Genomic DNA, 20,000 nt, shown 5'->3' with positions numbered 1-20,000 from the left:
CATGGACATGTGCCCGGTTAAAGCGTGTCGATAAGCGGCTGCCAAAGCAGCATCAGCCCTTGCGTTAGCCCGCCGCGCCAGCAAAGCGCATCGTGTCCGCCGTCAACCTGACGCCAGAAAATGGACTGCTGCGAGGTATTCAGTTGGGCATAAAGCGCCTGATTCGCCTGAAACACGATCGGCTCACGCACGCCGGCTTCCAGTACGATACGCAGTCCGCGCGCGCATAATGCGCCGGTTTTCAGCCGGGTAATGACTTCTCCCTCCGGCGGGGTGATGCGATGAGGCCACCAGAACGATCCTGACTGGCTTAGTACACAGCCAAAACGCGTCGGCCAGTTCAGGCCGGCATACAGCGCCGACAGGCCGCCAAAACTCTGTCCGGCGACCACCGTTCGCCCGGCATCATCGCTAAAAGGCGTCACGGCTCTGACTTGCGGCAACAGTTCCTGCTGCACCGCCAGCCAGAAGTCGGCATTGCAGGGCAACTCCTGGCTGCGGTGTTGAGTATCAATCGCGTCAATCAGCAGGTAGACGGCACCGGGAAGCAGGCGTTGATGAGTCAGCGAGGCGAGCGCGGGCCAGACGGGCATATTTTCCGCCCAGAATTGACCGTCCAGCAGAATAGCCAACGGTCTTTCCTCCGGCGCCTCGTCTCCGGTCGTCAATATCCATACGCGGCGGGAGTTACCCAGACGTTCGCTATGCCACTGCATCATCAAAGGCGGCGAGTACGGCGTTTCAGGACGATCCCACCCCGGCTGACGGGGCGCATCCGGCATTTCCAGCGCTGAAACCGCATGACCACGTCCTCCCCGCCAGCTTTGCGAATTAAGCGGGTCGGCAATCGCCTGCGGTAATAACTGTCGCCAGCCTTCACGCAGTGCGTTCCGATCGGGCGTTTCGCCCGGCGCAAAAGCGGCAAAAACGTCATCGCGCTCGGTAGGAATAAAACAGTAGCTGCCGCGCCAGTTAGCGCTAAGCGCCGTGCTCCAGCGCCAGACATCCGTTCCGGCAATACGCGCCATCGTCTGAGGCTGCGCGTTTTGATGATGATCGGTTACGCCAGTGATGTAGACCCAGACACGCCGTATCGGGGAGTGTGTTTCGTTTCCCTGCGGGTCGCGCCACCAAAAAGTGACCCGATAATTTCCGTCTTTTTCCCGTATCCATTCCGGCCCGGTTTTCGTCCTCCACCAGGCCTTACTTCCCGTTGCCAGCGCCTCTTTCATTATAACCCTGTGTTTATTATGAATTTTGTATATAAAAGGTGAAATATATTGATAATATTATTGATAACTATTTGCATTTGCAATAGCGTATTGTCGCGCTATGGGACGCGCGAACACAATTTCACCACCCGGCCAATGCCTTTGACGGGCGCTTTGGCTTATGTGGCTAAAGAAAAGCAGGATATACAATGAACAAGAAGATTCATTCCCTGACCTTACTGGTCAATTTAGGGATTTACGGGGCCGCTCTGCCCGTAATGGCGGAAGAAAAAACCGATAGCGCTGCGCTCACCAATGAAGACACCATCGTGGTGACCGCTGCCCAGCAAAACCTACAGGCGCCTGGCGTATCCACTATCACCGCCGATGAGATCCGCAAAAATCCGCCCGCGCGCGACGTGTCAGAAATCATCCGCACCATGCCGGGCGTGAACCTGACCGGCAACTCCACCAGCGGTCAGCGCGGGAATAACCGCCAAATCGATATTCGCGGCATGGGACCGGAAAACACCCTTATCCTGATAGACGGTAAACCCGTCACCAGCCGTAACTCGGTGCGCCTGGGCTGGCGCGGCGAACGCGATACCCGCGGCGATACCGCGTGGGTGCCGCCGGAGATGATCGAACGCATTGAAGTGCTGCGTGGCCCTGCCGCTGCACGCTACGGTAACGGCGCGGCGGGTGGCGTGGTCAATATCATTACCAAAAAAGGCGGTAGCGAGTGGCACGGCTCCTGGAATACCTATTTCAACGCGCCGGAACATAAAGACGAAGGCGCAACCAAACGCACTAACTTTAGCCTGAACGGCCCGCTGGGCGGGGATTTCAGCTTCCGTCTGTATGGCAACCTCGACAAAACGCAGGCGGATGCGCGTAATATTAATCAGGGGCATCAGTCTGAACGTACCGGGAGTTACGCCGACACGTTACCAGCCGGACGCGAGGGGGTCATTAACAAAGATATCAACGGCGTGGTTCGTTGGGATTTTGCTCCGCTTCAGTCTCTGGAGCTGGAGGCCGGTTACAGTCGCCAGGGCAACCTCTATGCCGGTGATACTCAGAACACCAATACGAACCAACTAGTGAAAGATAATTACGGAAAAGAGACGAACCGCCTCTATCGGCAGAACTACTCTCTGACCTGGAACGGCGGCTGGAATAATGGCGTAACCACCAGTAACTGGGTGCAATACGAACATACCCGTAACTCCCGGATGCCGGAAGGCCTGGCAGGCGGCACCGAAGGAATTTTCGATCCCAAAGCATCGCAAAAATATGCCGATGCCGATTTGAATGACGTCACCCTACACAGCGAAGTGAGCCTTCCTTTCGATCTGCTGGTAAATCAAAACCTGACGCTGGGTACCGAATGGGCCCAACAGCGTATGAAAGACGAGCTCTCCAACTCGCAAACCTTTATGGGGGGAAATATCCCGGGTTACAGCAGTACCAATCGTAGCCCCTATTCAAAAGCGGAAATTTTCTCTCTGTTTGCTGAAAACAACATGGAACTGACCGATAGCACCATGCTGACGCCGGGGCTACGTTTCGATCATCACAGTATTGTGGGGGATAACTGGAGCCCGTCGCTGAACCTGTCACAAGGTCTGGGGGATGACTTTACCCTGAAAATGGGGATCGCCCGCGCTTATAAAGCCCCGAGTCTGTACCAGACTAACCCAAACTATATTTTGTATAGCAAAGGTCAGGGTTGCTACGCGACTGGCGCGGGTACCGGCATCGGCTGCTATATGATGGGTAACGATGATCTGAAAGCCGAAACCAGCATCAATAAAGAGATCGGTCTGGAATTTAAACGCGATGGCTGGCTGGCCGGCATCACCTGGTTCCGCAATGATTACCGCAATAAGATTGAAGCGGGTACGGTGCCGTTGCAGCGTATCAACAACGGCAAAACGGATGTTTATCAGTGGGAGAACGTGCCGAAAGCGGTCGTTGAAGGTCTGGAAGGCACGTTAAACGTACCGGTTAGCGACACCGTCAACTGGACGAATAACGTTACGTATATGCTGCAGAGCAAAAACAAAGAGACCGGCGAACGCCTGTCGATTATTCCACAGTACACGCTTAACTCAACCCTGAGCTGGCAGGTACGTCAGGACGTTTCTCTGCAATCGACCTTCACCTGGTACGGCAAACAAGAGCCAAAGAAATATGATTATCAGGGTAACCCCGTTACCGGAACAGATAAGCAAGCGGTCAGCCCATACAGTATTGTTGGCCTGAGCGCGACCTGGGACGTGACCAAAAATGTCAGCCTGACCGGTGGCGTGGATAACCTCTTTGACAAACGTCTGTGGCGTGAAGGTAACGCGCAAACCGTCAGGGATACGCAAACTGGCGCTTATATGGCGGGCGCTGGCGCGTACACCTATAACGAACCGGGGCGTACGTGGTATATGAGCATTAATACCCATTTCTGATGGCAACCTTCCCTCCCTCATTCGGGGAGGGAATTGGCAAAAACGATGCTGACATCTCATTTTCCCCTTCCCTTTGCCGGACACAGGCTGCATATCGTCGACTTTGATGCGAGCAGCTTTCACGAACACGACCTGCTATGGCTTCCTCATCACAATCGGCTCCGGTCTGCCGGACGCAAGCGTAAAGCTGAACATCTGGCAGGCCGCATCGCCGCCGTTCATGCGCTACGCGAGGTGGGCGTCAGGACAGTGCCCGGTATTGGCGACAAGCGACAGCCGCTATGGCCGGACGGCCTATTTGGCAGCATCAGCCACTGTGCGACAACGGCGCTGGCCGTCATATCCCGACAGCGTATCGGCATTGATATAGAAAAAATCATGAGTCAGCACACGGCGACAGAGCTGGCGCCGTCCATTATTGATAGCGATGAGCGCCAAATTCTCCAGGCGAGCTCGCTCCCTTTTCCGCTTGCCCTGACGCTGGCTTTCTCCGCCAAAGAGAGCGTTTATAAAGCCTTTTCAGACCGCGTCACGCTCCCGGGATTCGATAGCGCAAAAGTTACCTCGCTTACCGCCACGCACATCTCGTTACATCTGCTGCCAGCCTTTGCCGCCATGATGGCTGAACGTACCGTCCGTACAGAATGGTTTCAACGTAGCAATAGCGTTATTACTCTTGTTTCTGCAATAACGCGCTTTCCCCACGACAGGAGCGCTCCCGCTTCTATACTTAGCGCAATACCCCGATAAATGAGATCCCTATGGCGCTGAATGATTTTCACGTTTCTGAACCTTATACGCTTGGTATTGAGCTGGAGATGCAGGTGATCAATCCACCTGGCTACGATTTAAGTCAGGACTCTTCTACGCTGATCGACGCCGTTAAGCCCCAACTTACTGCGGGAGAAATTAAGCACGATATCACCGAAAGTATGCTGGAGATGGCCACGGGCGTCTGCCGCGATATTGACCAGGCGGCGGCCCAACTTTCTGCTATGCAGCACGTTATTTTACAGGCGGCGTCGGAACACCATCTCGGCATTTGCGGCGGCGGTACGCACCCTTTTCAAAAATGGCAGCGTCAGGAGGTCTGTGATAATGAGCGCTATCAACGCACGCTGGAAAATTTCGGCTACTTAATTCAACAGGCGACGGTTTTCGGTCAGCATGTCCACGTCGGCTGCGCGAACGGCGACGATGCGATTTATCTTTTACACGGGCTGTCGCATTTTGTGCCGCACTTTATTGCGCTCTCCGCCGCGTCTCCCTATATGCAAGGATCTGACACCCGTTTTGCCTGCGCGCGCCTGAATATTTTTTCCGCTTTTCCCGATAACGGTCCCATGCCGTGGGTCAGTAACTGGCAAGAGTTTGCCGGACTATTTCGCCGTCTGTCTTACACCACGATGATCGACAGCATCAAAGATTTGCACTGGGATATCCGCCCCAGCCCGGCCTTTGGCACGGTAGAAGTTCGGGTGATGGATACGCCGCTCACCCTTGATCATGCCATCAATATGGCAGGGTTGATTCAGGCGACCGCGCACTGGCTGCTGACCGAGCGTCCCTTTAAACCGCAGGAACAAGACTATCTGTTATATAAATTCAACCGTTTTCAGGCTTGCCGCTATGGTCTGGAGGGCGTGCTAACCGATGCCTATACCGGCGACCGCCGTCGCCTGGCAGATGATACGCTGCGTCTGCTGGACAACGTTACCCCCTCTGCGCGCAAGCTGGGCGCCGACAGCGCCATTGACGCGCTACGTCTGCAGGTGAAAAAAGGCGGTAACGAAGCGCAATATATGCGGGAGTTTATTGCCGACGGCGGATCGCTGATAGGTCTGGTACAAAAACATTGTGAAATCTGGGCGGGACAATAGACAGCATATTTGCCTTACCAGGCGATATCCCGGACAATGGCGTTTTAACTTACGTTTAACAAAGCCATGAAACACCCGCTTGAATCATTGATGACCGCTGCCGGTATTTTGCTGATGGCGTTGCTCTCCAGCCTGCTGCTGCCCGCCCCTTCGCTCGGCCTTGCGCTGGCGCAAAAACTGGTCGGGATCTTTCATCTTATGGATCTCAACCAGCTTTATACTTTGTTGTTTTGTTTATGGTTTCTGTTGCTCGGCGCGCTGGAATATTATGTCATTCGCTTTATCTGGCGGCGCTGGTTTTCGCTGGCCGATTAAACATTTCAATGCGTACGGCCATGCTTTTCTTTACGATAAGCGCCTGGCGGCAGGTTGAACGTGCGGGTAAAAATGCGCGTAAAGGTTTGCTGCGAATCAAAACCATACTTGAGACAAATATCATACACCTTCTGGTCGGTGTCGAGCAGGTCGCGCGCCGCCAGTTTTAGCTTCCGTTCACGCACGTAGCGCCCCAGACTCTCCCCTTTGTACTGCATAAAAAGGCGCTGCAGGTGCCACTTGGAATACCCCGCATGACGGGCAATATCATCAATACGTAACGGCTGATTCAAATTATCATCAATCCACTCGACAATCGTGTCGATAACCTGAGCGGAAATGGTCATCGTGCTCTCCCCTCTATCAAACTCGTCAGCGGCTCCCGCACCGCACATTTACGGCAACAGCAATAAGCATAGTAATAACCACATAAATTGTGAGACGGCTTATCGCATAGCCTGCAATATGCTTTTCTACCACTTCATGCGGCAGCCCTTGATTATGAGTGAGTAAGCACTCATTATAGAAAGCAAAGATACGCCGTCAAGGTACTTTTCAAAGGTTGACATTCACCGTTGCGACGCGACAACGGGCATGATTCAATCATGTTTTTCCAGACATAAGGGTAACGTGTAGTGGCTCGTCCGAAGAGTGAAGACAAAAAACAAGCATTACTGGAAGCGGCAACCCAGGCGATAGCGCAATCCGGTATCGCCGCCTCAACGGCGGTGATTGCGCGTAACGCAGGTGTTGCAGAAGGAACATTGTTTCGCTATTTCGCGACCAAAGATGAGCTGATTAACACGTTGTATTTGCATTTAAAGCAGGATCTCTGCCAGTCAATGATAATGGAGCTGGATCGATCCATTACCGATGCCAAAATGATGACTCGTTTTATCTGGAACAGTTACATCAGTTGGGGTCTGAACCATCCCGCGCGCCATCGGGCGATCCGTCAACTGGCCGTCAGCGAAAAGCTCACCAAAGAGACGGAACAACGGGCCGACGATATGTTCCCCGAATTGCGCGATTTATGTCATCGTTCCGTTTTGATGGTGTTTATGTCGGATGAGTACCGCGCCTTCGGCGACGGCCTTTTTCTGGCGCTGGCTGAAACAACAATGGATTTCGCCGCGCGCGATCCCGCTCGCGCTGGCGAATATATTGCGCTGGGATTCGAAGCGATGTGGCGCGCGCTGACTCGCGAGGAGCAATAATGGACGGTCAAACACTGCACGCCTGGGCAAAACGCTTTGCGCTGGAACTGCCTTTTACCGAACACTGCTGGCCTTTCGGCCCACAGTACGATGTGTTTAAAGTCGGCGGCAAAATATTCATGCTGTTCACTGAACATCACTGTCGCCCAGTGGTGAACCTGAAGTCGGATCCCCAAAAATCCCTGGTAAATCAACAAATTTACCCCAGCATTGCGCCAGGCTATCACATGAATAAGAAACACTGGATTTCAGTCTATGCGGGCGAGGATATCACCGTCTCGCTACTCAACGATTTGATAAATGACTCATGGAATCTGGTCGTAGACGGGCTGCCTAAAAGAGAGCAACTGCGCCTGCGGCCGCGCTGATGCAATAACCGTTTCCGCATTTTCCTCCCTTATCTTTTTACCGATAACCCGGTACCCTGCTGATACAAAAGGGTACTAAACCAACCAGGAGCATTTATGGATATCGTTTCTGTCGCCTTACAGCGCTACTCCACTAAGGCGTTCGATCCCAGCAAAAAACTGACCGCCGAAGAAGCGGATAAAATAAAAACACTACTACAGTACAGCCCCTCCAGCACCAATTCCCAGCCGTGGCACTTTATTGTCGCCAGTACGGAAGAAGGCAAAGCGCGCGTAGCAAAATCCGCTGCCGGAAACTACACGTTCAACGAACGCAAAATGCTGGACGCCTCCCATGTGGTGGTCTTCTGCGCCAAAACCGCAATGGATGACGCATGGCTTGAGCGCGTCGTCGATCAGGAAGATGCTGATGGCCGTTTCGCTACGCCGGAAGCTAAAGCGGCAAATGATAAAGGTCGCCGCTTTTTCGCCGATATGCACCGCGTCTCGCTGAAAGATGACCACCAGTGGATGGCGAAACAGGTCTATCTGAACGTCGGCAACTTTCTGCTGGGCGTTGCCGCGATGGGTCTCGACGCCGTCCCCATTGAAGGTTTCGACGCCGAGGTGCTCGACGCTGAATTTGGTCTGAAAGAAAAAGGCTATACCAGTCTGGTCGTGGTGCCGGTCGGCCATCATAGCGTCGAGGATTTCAATGCCGGGCTGCCGAAATCACGTCTGCCGCTTGAAACCACACTGACGGAAGTCTAATCCCCTGCCTAAGCCGGACGCCCGTCCGGCTTTTTTCACCTTTCTGCCAGGTTCCTCAATGATCAATGGCGCGAAGTGCCAGGTTTTACATCGCTAGTGTTAACTTCCTCTTTCAACCTATTGAAAATAAATAATATTTAAAACTGGCACGCCGTTTGCCATATCTGGATACCCCCTATCTGGATGAAGGAGAAAACGGCGTGACACCGGTTTGCGCCTACGATGGCGATATTGTCACCACGGGGTTGGCCCTCCCTGGCGTGTCATCAAAATCGGGCGCTAAACCCAACGTTATAACGGGTTTGATTGCCATCGCTTAACCCTGCCGTTTGCGACAGCCCGGCGAAAGCGGACACCGTTGCCGACAGCGGAAAATCTGCGCCAATCGCGATATCAACCCAGTTTTTATCCTGCGCTTTTCCGTCGCGGCTAAACGTCAGCGCGGTCGATTTAAGGCCGCCGTTCGCCACATACGTATCATCGCCAAACTGACGGCGATAATTAATCTGCGCCCAGGAGTGAATGATGCTGTGGCGAAGATCCAGACGCCAACCCGCGCTGCCCACCTGCGAATGGGCGTTTTGGTCGCCAAAACGCATTGATGTACTGGTATTGAGCTTCTCGCTATAACCATTAACGTGGCTGTAATCCCATGCATATTGCAGCATCGGTCCGGTCGTTAACCACGGCATCATGACAAAATCATAACCACTGGTTAACCTCGCGCCCCACAGCCGACCGTTGGTTTCGCCCTCTTCCACCCGTCTTAGCGCACCGAGCGTGATACTGCGCTGAATGTTACTGAATTTAGCGGACAGGTAGTGTAAATCGCCATCCAGCCACGCCTGACCGGCGCGTAAATGGCTGAATACGGCGGCCTGAAAACCGCGGGCATCATAACGATAATTATCGTCAGGATGTTGCTTATCCAGAGAACCGGCTATCAGCCCTCCCAGCAGAACCTGCTCGTTAAGCTGATAATCGACGCCAACCGTCAGATTATTATGATTACCGTTCCCGTCGGCCTCATTATTATCATAACGTTGATATCCCCCGCTGTATCCGCCGAACATGCCCAGCGAACCAACAGGATTTTCCCCCTGGCGAAGCTGCTGATAACGGCTGTCAAGCGTGGTACGACTGCCTTGCGCCATCGACTGAACGCTTTGGTTCAGGTATGTCGCCTGTACCGGCGCGGCAATGATCGACTGAATATATTGCGCAATAATGGTATGGACCTGCGGACCGGGATGTAAATGATCGGCAAACAGATAGTCCTGCGACGCATTAAATCCAGGCATTGCCGAGGAGCACGCCGAAGCGGATACGCCAGGCGGGCAGGCCATACCTACGGTATTTGTCAGACCAAACGCCTGCGGGTTGGCAAGAATTTCCTTAAAGAGGCCGTTGATATCGGCACGGGCTATATTGCCGCCGTGTTGCTCCAGCCCCTTCTCTTCCATCTGATTATAATAATCGGTCAGAGCTGACGCCTGCCCTGCCGCCGCTTCATAGCCCGCCAGCAGTTGTTCAACGAGCAGTTGCTGAATAAATGGATTGCTGCTTACCGTTGCAGCCGCCGCCAGCAGCGCCTTGCGGATCGCCTGTTGCCGACTGGCGAAATCGGGCGTAGCGCCCTCCGCCAGCGCATCTAACGCCGCTTTTAGCGCCGGGGGCGCCGCTGCGCCCAGCCCAGCGGTGATTACCGCCTCCAGAAGCATTGGCGTCGCACTAATATCCGGTACGTTTGGCACCACGACCAGCCCGGCGCCGGCATCCAGTAACAGCCCTACCTGCGCCGCCGCGCTAGTGGCGCTATTACCGGCTATTTGCTGTGCCATGGTTGGTTGCGCGATGGCCGCCGCCAGATCGTTTCCGCCGACCCAGTGAATATACAAACCGTTGTGGTCGGCTTTTCCCCCTGTTTTGGCAAGCCACTGCCGTACCTGATCTGCGGTATTATCCTGCGGGTTTAATTCCGGGGTCGCCGTCGCGCCGCCGGCGGCATAATTAGAACCGCCATTGCTGGAAGGGCTTAATGCCAGCCCATATCGTTCGGCCAACTGTTCGTCGTAGAGCTTATTTTGACCACTATCCCAGGTCCAGCGACCGTTATTTCCGGTATCGCTAAGGCTATCGCCAATCACCGTAAGAGAGTCAAACGCACAGGCAGATAATGGCGCGGCCAGCGCCAGCGAGAGTATGCCGTATTTTAGCAGGGTACGCTTTTGGGTCATCCGATGTTCCTTAATGTTATTGTTGAGAGGTACGACGGTGCTAATCATTATCCGACAGAGATATTGCAATCGTTTTAAACATTCTGGTTAAAAAGTTTTCATTCATTGTTGACGGACTGGCGCCTGTTCAAAAAGAGGGAACCGCGTAAAATAACGACGTTTATAGGGCGCTGGATAAAATATAGCGTATGGATAACCCCAGAGGCGCTTTTACCCGTCTGTTGCTGATTATGCCTGAAGCGCAGGCGTCCTGATTTGCATAAATGCCATTCAGCAGTCATCATAGGCTGCTGTTTATAAAGGAGAGATTATGCAGGAATTGATATCCCAGGTAGAAGATTTAGCGGGAATTGAAATGAATCACACCACGTCGCTGGTGGTGATATTTGGTATTATTTTTCTGACAGCAGTTGTCGTGCATATTATTTTGCACTGGATAGTACTGCGCGCTTTCGAAAAACGTGCCAGCGCCAGTTCCCGCCTGTGGCTGCAAATTATTACCCAGAATAAATTATTCCATCGTCTGGCTTTTACGCTGCAAGGCATCATTGTCAATATTCAGGCCGCGCTCTGGCTACAAAAAGGCAGTGAGGCTGCGGATATCCTGACGACCTGCGCGCAGTTATGGATTATGACCTACGCCCTGCTGTCGTTATTTTCTCTGCTGGACGTGATTTTCAATCTATCGCAAAAATGGCCCGCCGCCTCTCAGTTACCGCTAAAAGGAATATTTCAGGGTATTAAGCTCATCGGCGCAATTATCGTCGGCATTCTGATGATCTCACTGCTGATTGGCCAGTCACCAGCAATTTTAATCAGCGGGCTTGGCGCGATGGCCGCGGTATTAATGCTGGTCTTTAAAGACCCGATTCTTGGCCTGGTTGCCGGTATACAGCTTTCCGCCAACGATATGCTCAAACTGGGCGACTGGCTGGAGATGCCGAAATATGGCGCAGATGGCGCGGTCATTGATATTGGCTTAACCACGGTAAAAGTACGCAACTGGGATAATACCATCACCACCATTCCCACCTGGTCGCTGGTTTCCGACTCATTCAAAAACTGGAGCGGCATGTCTGCGTCCGGCGGACGCCGGATTAAACGCAGCATTAATATTGACGCGACCAGTATCCATTTTCTGGATGATGATGAAAAACAGCGGCTGTTAACCGCGCAACTGTTAAAGCCGTACCTTACCAGCCGTCATCAGGAAATCGATGAATGGAATAAACAGCTGGATGCGCCGGAATCAGCCTTAAATCACCGCCGAATGACCAATATCGGGACATTTCGCGCCTATCTGAACGAATATTTACGCCACCATCCGCGCATCCGTAAAGATATGACGCTGATGGTACGCCAACTGGCGCCTGACGATCATGGTTTGCCGATAGAGATCTACGCCTTTACCAATACCGTCGTGTGGCTGGAATATGAGAGCATTCAGGCCGATATTTTCGACCATATTTTTGCCGTGGTGGAAGAGTTCGGCTTGCGTATTCATCAGACGCCGACCGGCAGCGATATTCGCGCGCTGTCAGGGACATTGCGCCATTAATGGATTGCCCGATCGCATGAGCATGGGATCGGGCAAAAAAGTTAATGAGCCTTACGGCGCAAAACGGTAAACGCGATAAACAGGAATACAATCCATACCGGCAGCAAAATCGCCGACAATCGCATATCGTCCATCGTACACATTAACACCAGAATCAGCGCCAGAAACGCAATGCACAAATAGTTTCCGGCGGGATAGAACAGCGCCTTAAATTGCGTCTCGCGCCCTTTACGACGCATCGCCGCGCGAAAACGTAAATGCGCGAGACAGATCATTATCCAGTTTAGCAATAGCGTCGCGACAACCAGCGCCATCAACAGGCTAAACGCTTTTTGCGGCAACAGATAGTTGATCAGCACCACCAGCGAGGTAATCGCTCCGGAAAGCATCAGCGAGTTCACCGGCACGCCGCGATGGCTGACGCGGGTTAAAAATTTCGGCGCGTTGCCTTGTACGGACAGGCCGAACAGCATTCGGCTATTCGAATAAACGCCGCTGTTATACACCGAAAGCGACGCGACCAGGATAACGAAATTCAGCGCCGAAGCCACCACATTACTGTCCAGGTTATGGAAGATCATCACAAAAGGGCTGCTATTGGATTTCACCTCTACCCACGGATAGAGCGCCAGCAACACCACCAGCGAACCGATGTAGAACAGCAAAATACGGTATACCACCTGATTCACCGCTTTCGGAATGCTTTTTTGTGGATCGCGCGCTTCCGCCGCAGTAATGCCGATCAGCTCCAGTCCGCCAAAAGAAAACATAATCACCGCCAGCGACAGAAGCAAACCATGCCAACCGGTAGCGAAGAAACCGTTATAACGCCAGAGGTTATCAATGCTGGCATGTTCGCCGCCGTGGCCGGAGAACAGCAGCCACAGACCAAAACCTATCATGCCGATAATCGCCAGCACTTTAATCAGCGCGAACCAGAATTCCGTTTCGCCATACAGACGAACGTTCACCAGATTCACGGCATTAATGATAATAAAAAACGCCGCCGCCCATACCCATGTTGGTACGTCAGGCAGCCAGTACTGCATATAGATGCCCGCCGCGGTCAGCTCCGCCATCCCGACCAGCACAAACATGACCCAATAGTTCCAACCCGACAAAAAGCCCGCAAACGGCCCCCAATATTTCCAGGCGAAGTGGGCAAACGATCCGGAAACCGGCTCTTCCACGACCATTTCACCCAACTGGCGCATAATGAGAAAAGCGATAATCCCGGCAACGCCATAGCCCAACAAAACAGCCGGCCCCGCCATTTGAATCGCCGGGCCGATGCCCAGAAACAGTCCGGTGCCAATGGCGCCGCCCAGGGCTATTAGCTGAATATGGCGGTTTTGCAACCCCCGTTGAAGCGTCGGTTCATTCTTCGACGCGGCATCCGACACGCTGGCGCCGGATGCAGTTGACGCGTTTTTCACGTCCTACCCCTGTATCGTTTTTATTGAGGGGCACCTTTTAACATTTCGCTCTCGCTGCCGCAAGGCGCAATCGTTTGTCAAGGCTCAACTCCGGACGTTAACGTTATCGTGTAAAAAAAGATGTCGCGGGGAGTAAAAAGAAAAGAGTGCGCGCCGATATAGAACGTTACGGGTGACAGACGCCGAGTATAAAATATGTGAATAACTCTGGACGAAAAGTACGACACCCTACAGAATACATTTAGTATTTTTTCAGTATTTTCAAAAAGGTGAATCAGACCTGGTATCTGTTATTCGTTTTTGAGCCACGCCAGGCATCAACGTCATGAATAAGATCATCAAACGTTTAGAGATCATCAAAAGCGCCATCGAACTTGAGGACGAAGAGATTATCCGTCAGCAGCTCATCTACCTGAAAAATGAGCCGCAGGATGCCGTAATCAGCGCCATTGCCCAGGCAATTGAAGCTCGTCGATTCAGTGACGCCATGCAAGAGATCGCCGCCTGGCTACAGGCTCAACGGGCGCTCTCGACGTGGCAAGATCCCTCTATTGCCGCCAGTAAGCTGGAGCTGAAAGCACTTGAAGCCCAACTTCGCGATCTGATTGACAAACGAAATGCGCGGGTACAAATCCTCGACGATTTCAACGACCTCTATCATCTGCGTCTCGGGCCGTTGATGAGCCGTATTCTGGAGTTGCGTAAACAGCTCGCGGTGAGTATGCAGCGTAAGCAAGAAGCCGAAATAAAACGCCGGGAAAAGGATTATCAATCCTGCCTGCAATTTATTTCCCAGGCCGTGGATCAACTGGCAACGCTAAAACAGCAGTGGACAGGATTGAATGCCGCCTCGCGCGAAGCGGTGGGCATCCGTCAGCGAATCCAGCAGCAGACGGAGTTAATCACCGCGTTGCTGGCGGAAATTCGCGAGCTGGAAGCGGATTTTTCCCATCAGGACGACAGCGCATTCCGCCAGGCGCAGGAAAATGCGGAACAGGACTATCACCAGTATCGGGAGCAGCAGCAAGAAGCGCAATTCCGCTACGCCCGCGATCAACGTTTGTCGGCTGACGAACGCAGTGAATTAAAACGTTTGTGGCGCCAGGCCAGCCGCCTGTGTCACCCGGATGTGGTCGCCGATGAGTTGAAAGAAAAAGCGCACCAGATGATGGTACAGCTTAATCAGGCGCGGCAGAATGCCGATCTGGCGGCAATTCGCGCGTTATTGACGCAGCTGCAAAGCGGTCTGGAACCGATGATGGCAAGCGACAGGCTCAATAACCTGGAACATCTGCGCCATAAAATAAGCCAGCTCCGCACGCAAATCGACGCGCTGTTGAAAGAGATAACGCAACTGGAAACGGAAAACGCCTGGCGGCTCGCCTCTTCCGTTGCGGATAAGGAAGCCTATTTCTCCGAGCAGGAACGGGCGCTAACCGAAATTCGCAATACGCTGGAGGCACAGGTTCAACAGGTGGAACAGGAACTTCTGTCAGGGTAGTCCATCATTCATCAACACATTGTCGGATGGCGCAAGCGCCACCCGACGAATCGCGGCATAAAGAGGGTAAGAGGGTAAGAGGGTCGCTACTGGCGCTGTAAAAGTAACGAACGGGCGGAGTCCGCCATGATCATCACCGCACCTGCCAGCATTAACGTATCTTTTAATACCAGCCGCCCGGCGCCCGATAAATACGGAAAACCATAATGCGCATCGCCCAGCGGCATAACCCAGGCCTCCGGCGTGGTGATTAAAAACGACAGCGTGACAAATGGCGTCAGGAATGCCAGCACGCCGCCCGCCAGCCCTAACCAGCGGCTGACAGGGTTAGCCAGTACCAGCGCCGCGATAATCAATTCCACCACGCCCAGACCATCCGAAAACGCATACGTATTATTGGCGGTTTGCCAGGCGCGTTCCTCCGGTTTTAGTTCGCCCTCATGAGTCAGATGCTGACGATATTCTTCAGGATGTTCATAGAAAAAAGACATAAACGGGCTGTTCGCCACAAACGGGGTAATACTGTCTGCCTCATAGGGCACAAATTTTAGTAGTCCAATCCAGATAAAAACGATGGCGATACTCAGGCGAATTAATGTTAATCCAAGCCGATCCCCCTGACTTAACAGACGAAGATATTTATCCATCTCAGGCTCTCCTTATTTATATAATATCGCAGTGGCGTAACCCGTATTATCAATACGCATTGACGTAATTTTCCATGACGACGCCTGTTTACTTTGCGCCAGTCTGGCAATAGCGTCTTCAAGCATTGACGGCGTTGCTGACACCGCAGAAACGCTGATATATTCAACGTCAGTTAGCGGCTGGGCGGAGGCGGAAAACGCCAGCGGCGCAGCCAATAATGAAGCAATAAGCGTGGTAACTTTTAACATCGAGATTTCCAGTCGTGGGTTATTTCAATGGTGTTATAATACGTTATGCCTGGCTAAAGCCTTTTCTTTCAGACGCCAGCATATTTGTCCTGGCGTATTTTTATGGTCTGACAGGCAAAAAAAAGCCCTGATTAACAGGGCTACATTATTTATGTTTTACTTAATGAGAGAGAAGAGATCGTTTAAAGACTCACTCATTGTAGGATGGGTAAATATCTGGTCGCGTAACACCGTATAAGGTAAATCTGCATCCATAACGGTTTTAACGATATTAATCATTTCATGAGAATCGACGCATAACAATGACACCCCTACAATACGCTGCGTATTCACGTCCACTACCGCTTTTAGTACGCCACGAGTATCGTTCATAACACGGGCGCGAGGGATCGCCGCCACCGGTAATGTCACCACCTGCACCGTTGCGCCGCTTGCCCGCGCTTGTTCTTCCGTCAGCCCGACACGAGAGAGCGGCGGCGTCATAAAGACGGAATACGGAACGTTCTGGCGATCGCGGGTACTGCGTTTGCCATCTCCCAATAACCCGTCGCGTACAATACGAAAATCATCCAGTGAAATATAGGTAAACTGCAACCCACCGGTAACATCGCCCATCGCCCAGATATTGTCCGCCGTGGTACGCAGGTAATCATCCACGATGATCCCGCCGCGTTCGTTCACCGCCACACCGGCGTTCTGCAACTGTAAGCCAGCCGTCGCCGGTTTTCGCCCCGACGCCACCAGCAGGGCATCCACAAGATGCGCGCCTTCCGGCGTTTCTACTTGTACCGCGCCCTCCTTTGAGGATACGGCCTGTACGTTGGCGTTTAAAATCAGCTCGACGCCCTTTTCCTGTAAAATACGGGTAATTGCCTGCGCGATATCCCGATCTTCACGAGGCAGGAATTGCGGCGCTGCTTCAAAGATAGTGACCTTCGTACCAAAGTTGGCGAACATTGAGGCAAATTCAAGGCCAATATAACCACCGCCTAAAATCCCCAGCCGCGCCGGACGCTGGCTCAGGCTGAGTAGCCCGGTGCTATCGAACACCCCTGCCGTCGTTGTTAAGCCCGTAATAGCCGGGATCACCGACTCTGCGCCAGTATTAATAAAGATCTTTTCTCCCCGTAACACCCGCTCGCCGTCCGCCTGAAATACCCGTAAGGTATGGTTATCAATAAACTCCGCCCTTCCCTCAATCACATCGACATTGTCCAGGTCGGCAAGATTATGAAAATTTTTGTCGCGTAAAAAATTTACGACCGCCGCTTTACGTTGCATGGCGACAGAAAAATCGCCCTCACGTTCCGCATCATGCACCAGCGTTTTCGTTGGAATACAGCCAATGTTGATGCAGGTTCCGCCAAACATACTGGCGGACTGTTCGATAATCGCCACGCGCCATCCCGTCTTCGCCAGAGTTGCCGCCAACGTTTTTCCTGCCTTGCCAAAACCAATAATGAGCGCCTGATACTGTGTCATCTTCTTTCTCCGCCAAATCACCATCTGTTTGTCAGGACAAGTATAAATAACGTCAAAAAATACAGGGTTATCCGTAACGCGCCAATTTTTGTCTTATCGTCTAAATTAGCGGTTAGCAAAAATAAGGGTAGAAATGACATTGAGTCAGAAATATAGTGATCAGAGACAGAAATGGTGATCCCTATTTTTGAAAAAGAATCTGTTCTGGAGTCTATATGGATGCGCTTAGTCGGCTATTGACGCTTAACGCCCCTCAGGGCTCAATCGACAAGAATTGCCCGTTAGGCGGCGACTGGCAGTTACCGCACGCCGCTGGCGAGCTATCGGTGATTCGCTGGCATACCGTTACGCAGGGCGAAGCGCAACTGGAAATGCCTACCGGCGACGCCATGACGCTTACGCCGGGAAAGGTGGTGATTCTGCCGCAAAACTCCGCCCACCGTTTGCGCCAGTCTGGCGAAGCACCGACACATATCGTGTGCGGTAGTCTACGTCTGCACACGACGTCACGTTATTTCCTTACCGCGTTGCCGGAAGTGTTATGTCTTGCCCCGCCGCCGCATAGCCCCGCCAGTATCTGGATTAACGCCGCCATTTTGCTGTTACAGCAGGAGTCAGAACGCCATTTACCTGGCGCTGATGTCTTATACAGTCAGCAGTGCGCCACGCTGTTTACCCTCGCCGTTCGCGACTGGCTATCGCAGGCTGGCACGGCGAAAAGCGTGCTCAATTTATTACTGCATCCCCGGCTAGGCCGCGTGATCCTTCACATGCTGGAAACACCGGCGCATCCCTGGACGGTCGAAACGCTGGCGCAACGGGTACACATGTCGCGGGCGAGCTTCGCCCAGCTATTTCGCGACGTGTCCGCTACAACGCCCTTAGCCGTGTTAACAACGCTGCGCCTGCAAATCGCCGCCCAGACCCTGTCGCGTGAAGTGCTGCCGGTGATGGTGATTGCCGAGTCGGTAGGTTATGCGAGCGAATCTTCTTTTCACAAAGCTTTTGTCCGTGAATTCGGTTGTACACCAGGCGAGTACCGCAAACGGGTCAGCGCGCTCGGACGATAAACGTACGCTGAACCCGCCTGCAGTTTGACGCCGCAGGCGGGGTGCACACGTTATGCCGCAAGGCGACGATGCCTGCGCAGCCACATCAGCTTGTAGACTGCCGGAATGATGAACAGCGACAGCAACGGCGCGGTAATACGGCTCATCACCTCAGAACCCGCGCCGGTCCCCCATAAAACAGGTAGCAGACCGGCGATAATCACCGCTACCGTCATGGCTTTTGGCCGCACCCGGAGCACCGCCCCGTGGTAGAGCGCCTCATTGAGTGTTTCTGCCGAAAAGGTGTTGGGAGCTTGCGCTTTGAAGGCCGCGCCTGCTGAATCACCGGCGATCCCATCATGCTGCGCAGAGCGATCAGTAATTTACTCTCTAATGCGATGCGCTATACGCCGCCAGGTAAAACCATTACTCTTCGGATAAAAGAAGCGGACGACCAGATACATATTATTGTTGAAAACCCCGGTACGCCAATCGCGCCGGAACATTTGCCGCGCCTTTTCGATCGTTTTTATCGGGTTGATCCCTCCCGCCAGCGTAAAGGGGAAGGCAGCGGTATAGGCCTGGCAATTGTAAAATCCATCGTCATTGCGCATCAGGGAAAAGTTTCTGTCACCTCCGATACGCGCGCTACTCGTTTTATTTTGACATTACCCAAACACCTCCGTTGAACTGTAGCGATAGTGAAAGGCGCTATCACTAGCCAGCAAAATAATCTGATATAATCGTCATTATCCTGTCACGCGCCAGCCCCAACGACTGTTTTATTATTTCTCTTATTAACCCACACCGGAGAAATAAGATGAATAAGTTTACATCCCTTTTAGCTGTCGTTTTTTTATTTCAGCTGGCGTAAAAGCCGCAGAGAAAATGGAATCTCGCCAATTATCCGCCACGGCGCATGAGATGATGAATAACGGTGACGCCTTCGCGCATCAGCAAATGGCTCAGACACAGAAAACCAGCGCCCCGGCTACTGTGGAAAATGCGACATCCTTTTCTGAAATGGACGACTATGAAAAAGCAATGGTCATCCATCAATCGATGAATAATGCCCATTCTTTCTCCCACGAGATCCAGGCTGAGGAGCACCATAAACAGATTAAACGCAATTAGTTATTTGCATATTAGCGTCACGTACTGCGGATGGCGCAACGTCGCCCCCGCAGAAGCTTACGGATTAACATAATTTTGAGAGGTTAAATGGCGCGCCCTGCAGGATTCGAACCTGCGACCCACGGCTTAGATGTTCCTGGAACTACCTGAGCTAACAACAAGTTATCCCATTACTACGGCGCTCACACTCGCCCCATCCTCGAAAAACATGCAAAGCCTTGCAAACCAATGCAAAGCTTTGTGTGTCCCGTTTTTGTCCCAAACTACTTAGCAATCAGCAATACCTATTGATCGGTAACAACGATCAATTAATAATATAACAATAAGTTTAAACTATCAAATATCACATTATTGATCGTTTATATCGATCAAAGCAATTTGTAGTGCTACACTCCAGACCTTTCCGAATCCGCTGATTTTCATAATGTTGAAGTTATTCGCTAAGTACACATCGATCGGTGTTCTTAACACGCTTATTCATTGGGGCGTATTTGCTTTTTG

The 20,000-nt window shown here is 52.5% G+C and carries 18 protein-coding genes and 3 pseudogenes; 13 read left to right on the top strand and 8 right to left on the bottom strand.

Annotated elements, in window-relative coordinates:
• Positions 1-17: 17 nt before the first annotated feature.
• Positions 18-1,232, bottom strand: coding sequence for an enterochelin esterase (fes, locus tag J4617_RS19935; RefSeq protein ID WP_017466027.1), 1,215 nt, complete (start codon positions 1,230-1,232; stop codon positions 18-20).
• Between the two features lie 188 nt (positions 1,233-1,420).
• Here fes and J4617_RS19930 point away from each other — a divergent pair, with 188 nt between their 5' ends.
• The 4 genes from J4617_RS19930 to J4617_RS19915 all read left to right on the top strand — a co-directional run bounded on the left by J4617_RS19930 (position 1,421) and on the right by J4617_RS19915 (position 5,871).
• A complete protein-coding gene (locus J4617_RS19930) occupies positions 1,421-3,676 on the top strand; it encodes a TonB-dependent siderophore receptor (protein WP_017466026.1) in 2,256 nt (751 codons plus the stop codon).
• A 45-nt stretch (positions 3,677-3,721) separates the two neighbouring features.
• A complete protein-coding gene (entD, locus tag J4617_RS19925) occupies positions 3,722-4,426 on the top strand; it encodes an enterobactin synthase subunit EntD (protein WP_017466025.1) in 705 nt (234 codons plus the stop codon).
• 11 nt (positions 4,427-4,437) lie between these two features.
• Complete coding sequence (locus J4617_RS19920) at positions 4,438-5,556, top strand: YbdK family carboxylate-amine ligase (RefSeq protein WP_001196908.1); 1,119 nt, start codon at positions 4,438-4,440, stop codon at positions 5,554-5,556.
• A 66-nt stretch (positions 5,557-5,622) separates the two neighbouring features.
• Positions 5,623-5,871, top strand: a complete 249-nt coding sequence (locus J4617_RS19915) for a DUF1158 family protein (protein WP_000682497.1) — start codon at positions 5,623-5,625, stop codon at positions 5,869-5,871.
• 5 nt (positions 5,872-5,876) lie between these two features.
• Here the strand turns inward: J4617_RS19915 and J4617_RS19910 are convergent, their stop codons facing one another.
• Positions 5,877-6,218 (bottom strand): RamA family antibiotic efflux transcriptional regulator, encoded by a 342-nt coding sequence (locus J4617_RS19910; RefSeq protein ID WP_000155631.1) that lies wholly within the window; start codon positions 6,216-6,218, stop codon positions 5,877-5,879.
• A 288-nt stretch (positions 6,219-6,506) separates the two neighbouring features.
• Here J4617_RS19910 and J4617_RS19905 point away from each other — a divergent pair, with 288 nt between their 5' ends.
• The 3 genes from J4617_RS19905 (at position 6,507) to nfsB (ending at position 8,206) form a co-directional block, all read left to right on the top strand.
• Positions 6,507-7,088 (top strand): TetR/AcrR family transcriptional regulator, encoded by a 582-nt coding sequence (locus J4617_RS19905; RefSeq protein WP_000113609.1) that lies wholly within the window; start codon positions 6,507-6,509, stop codon positions 7,086-7,088.
• On the top strand, positions 7,088-7,456 hold the full coding sequence (locus J4617_RS19900) for an MmcQ/YjbR family DNA-binding protein (RefSeq protein ID WP_000348999.1): 369 nt from the start codon (positions 7,088-7,090) through the stop codon (positions 7,454-7,456). Before J4617_RS19905 ends, J4617_RS19900 begins: the two co-directional genes overlap by 1 nt.
• Positions 7,457-7,552: 96 nt before the next feature.
• The gene (gene nfsB, locus J4617_RS19895; RefSeq protein ID WP_000355879.1) at positions 7,553-8,206 is read left to right on the top strand and encodes an oxygen-insensitive NAD(P)H nitroreductase; all 654 of its coding nucleotides are present in this window, start codon (positions 7,553-7,555) and stop codon (positions 8,204-8,206) included.
• 266 nt (positions 8,207-8,472) lie between these two features.
• Here nfsB and J4617_RS19890 read toward each other — a convergent pair whose 3' ends face one another.
• The gene (locus J4617_RS19890; protein ID WP_017466024.1) at positions 8,473-10,443 is read right to left on the bottom strand and encodes an autotransporter domain-containing esterase; all 1,971 of its coding nucleotides are present in this window, start codon (positions 10,441-10,443) and stop codon (positions 8,473-8,475) included.
• Positions 10,444-10,753: 310 nt separating this feature from the next.
• On the opposite strand from J4617_RS19890, the gene J4617_RS19885 reads away from it, so the two are divergent.
• Entirely contained in the window at positions 10,754-12,001 is a 1,248-nt protein-coding gene (locus J4617_RS19885) for a mechanosensitive ion channel family protein (protein WP_001156971.1), read from the top strand.
• A gap of 41 nt (positions 12,002-12,042) precedes the next feature.
• Here J4617_RS19885 and pheP read toward each other — a convergent pair whose 3' ends face one another.
• The gene (gene pheP / locus J4617_RS19880; protein WP_000786289.1) at positions 12,043-13,437 is read right to left on the bottom strand and encodes a phenylalanine transporter; all 1,395 of its coding nucleotides are present in this window, start codon (positions 13,435-13,437) and stop codon (positions 12,043-12,045) included.
• Between the two features lie 325 nt (positions 13,438-13,762).
• Between pheP and J4617_RS19875 the strand changes: the two genes are divergently transcribed.
• The gene (locus tag J4617_RS19875; RefSeq protein ID WP_023198621.1) at positions 13,763-14,938 is read left to right on the top strand and encodes a DnaJ family molecular chaperone; all 1,176 of its coding nucleotides are present in this window, start codon (positions 13,763-13,765) and stop codon (positions 14,936-14,938) included.
• A gap of 86 nt (positions 14,939-15,024) precedes the next feature.
• Here the strand turns inward: J4617_RS19875 and rclC are convergent, their stop codons facing one another.
• The 3 genes from rclC to rclA form a co-directional block, all read right to left on the bottom strand.
• Positions 15,025-15,585 carry a reactive chlorine resistance membrane protein RclC gene (gene rclC / locus J4617_RS19870; RefSeq protein WP_000362177.1) on the bottom strand — a complete coding sequence of 187 codons (561 nt, stop codon included), beginning with the start codon at positions 15,583-15,585 and terminating at the stop codon, positions 15,025-15,027.
• 12 nt (positions 15,586-15,597) lie between these two features.
• Positions 15,598-15,834 carry a reactive chlorine resistance periplasmic protein RclB gene (rclB, locus tag J4617_RS19865; protein WP_000922170.1) on the bottom strand — a complete coding sequence of 79 codons (237 nt, stop codon included), beginning with the start codon at positions 15,832-15,834 and terminating at the stop codon, positions 15,598-15,600.
• 156 nt (positions 15,835-15,990) lie between these two features.
• Complete coding sequence (gene rclA / locus J4617_RS19860) at positions 15,991-17,316, bottom strand: reactive chlorine resistance oxidoreductase RclA (RefSeq protein WP_000195929.1); 1,326 nt, start codon at positions 17,314-17,316, stop codon at positions 15,991-15,993.
• A gap of 215 nt (positions 17,317-17,531) precedes the next feature.
• Here rclA and rclR point away from each other — a divergent pair, with 215 nt between their 5' ends.
• The gene (rclR, locus tag J4617_RS19855) at positions 17,532-18,386 is read left to right on the top strand and encodes a reactive chlorine-specific transcriptional regulator RclR (RefSeq protein WP_017466022.1); all 855 of its coding nucleotides are present in this window, start codon (positions 17,532-17,534) and stop codon (positions 18,384-18,386) included.
• Between the two features lie 50 nt (positions 18,387-18,436).
• Here rclR and J4617_RS19850 read toward each other — a convergent pair.
• A pseudogene (locus tag J4617_RS19850) lies at positions 18,437-18,670 on the bottom strand (efflux RND transporter permease subunit); the annotation flags it as partial.
• Positions 18,671-18,679: 9 nt separating this feature from the next.
• Between J4617_RS19850 and J4617_RS19845 the strand changes: the two are divergent.
• From J4617_RS19845 to J4617_RS19835, 3 genes and pseudogenes are all read left to right on the top strand, one after another.
• Positions 18,680-19,054: pseudogene (locus tag J4617_RS19845) on the top strand (ATP-binding protein); the annotation flags it as partial.
• A gap of 235 nt (positions 19,055-19,289) precedes the next feature.
• On the top strand, positions 19,290-19,499 hold the full coding sequence (locus J4617_RS19840; RefSeq protein ID WP_000981672.1) for a hypothetical protein: 210 nt from the start codon (positions 19,290-19,292) through the stop codon (positions 19,497-19,499).
• Between the two features lie 424 nt (positions 19,500-19,923).
• Positions 19,924-20,000, top strand: a pseudogene (locus J4617_RS19835) (GtrA family protein); the annotation flags it as partial.

It is taken from the genome of Salmonella sp. 32010601201800023SM, from assembly GCF_017572235.1.
Lineage (GTDB): Bacteria > Pseudomonadota > Gammaproteobacteria > Enterobacterales > Enterobacteriaceae > Salmonella > Salmonella enterica.
This window is presented reverse-complemented; position numbering and strand designations above follow the sequence as displayed.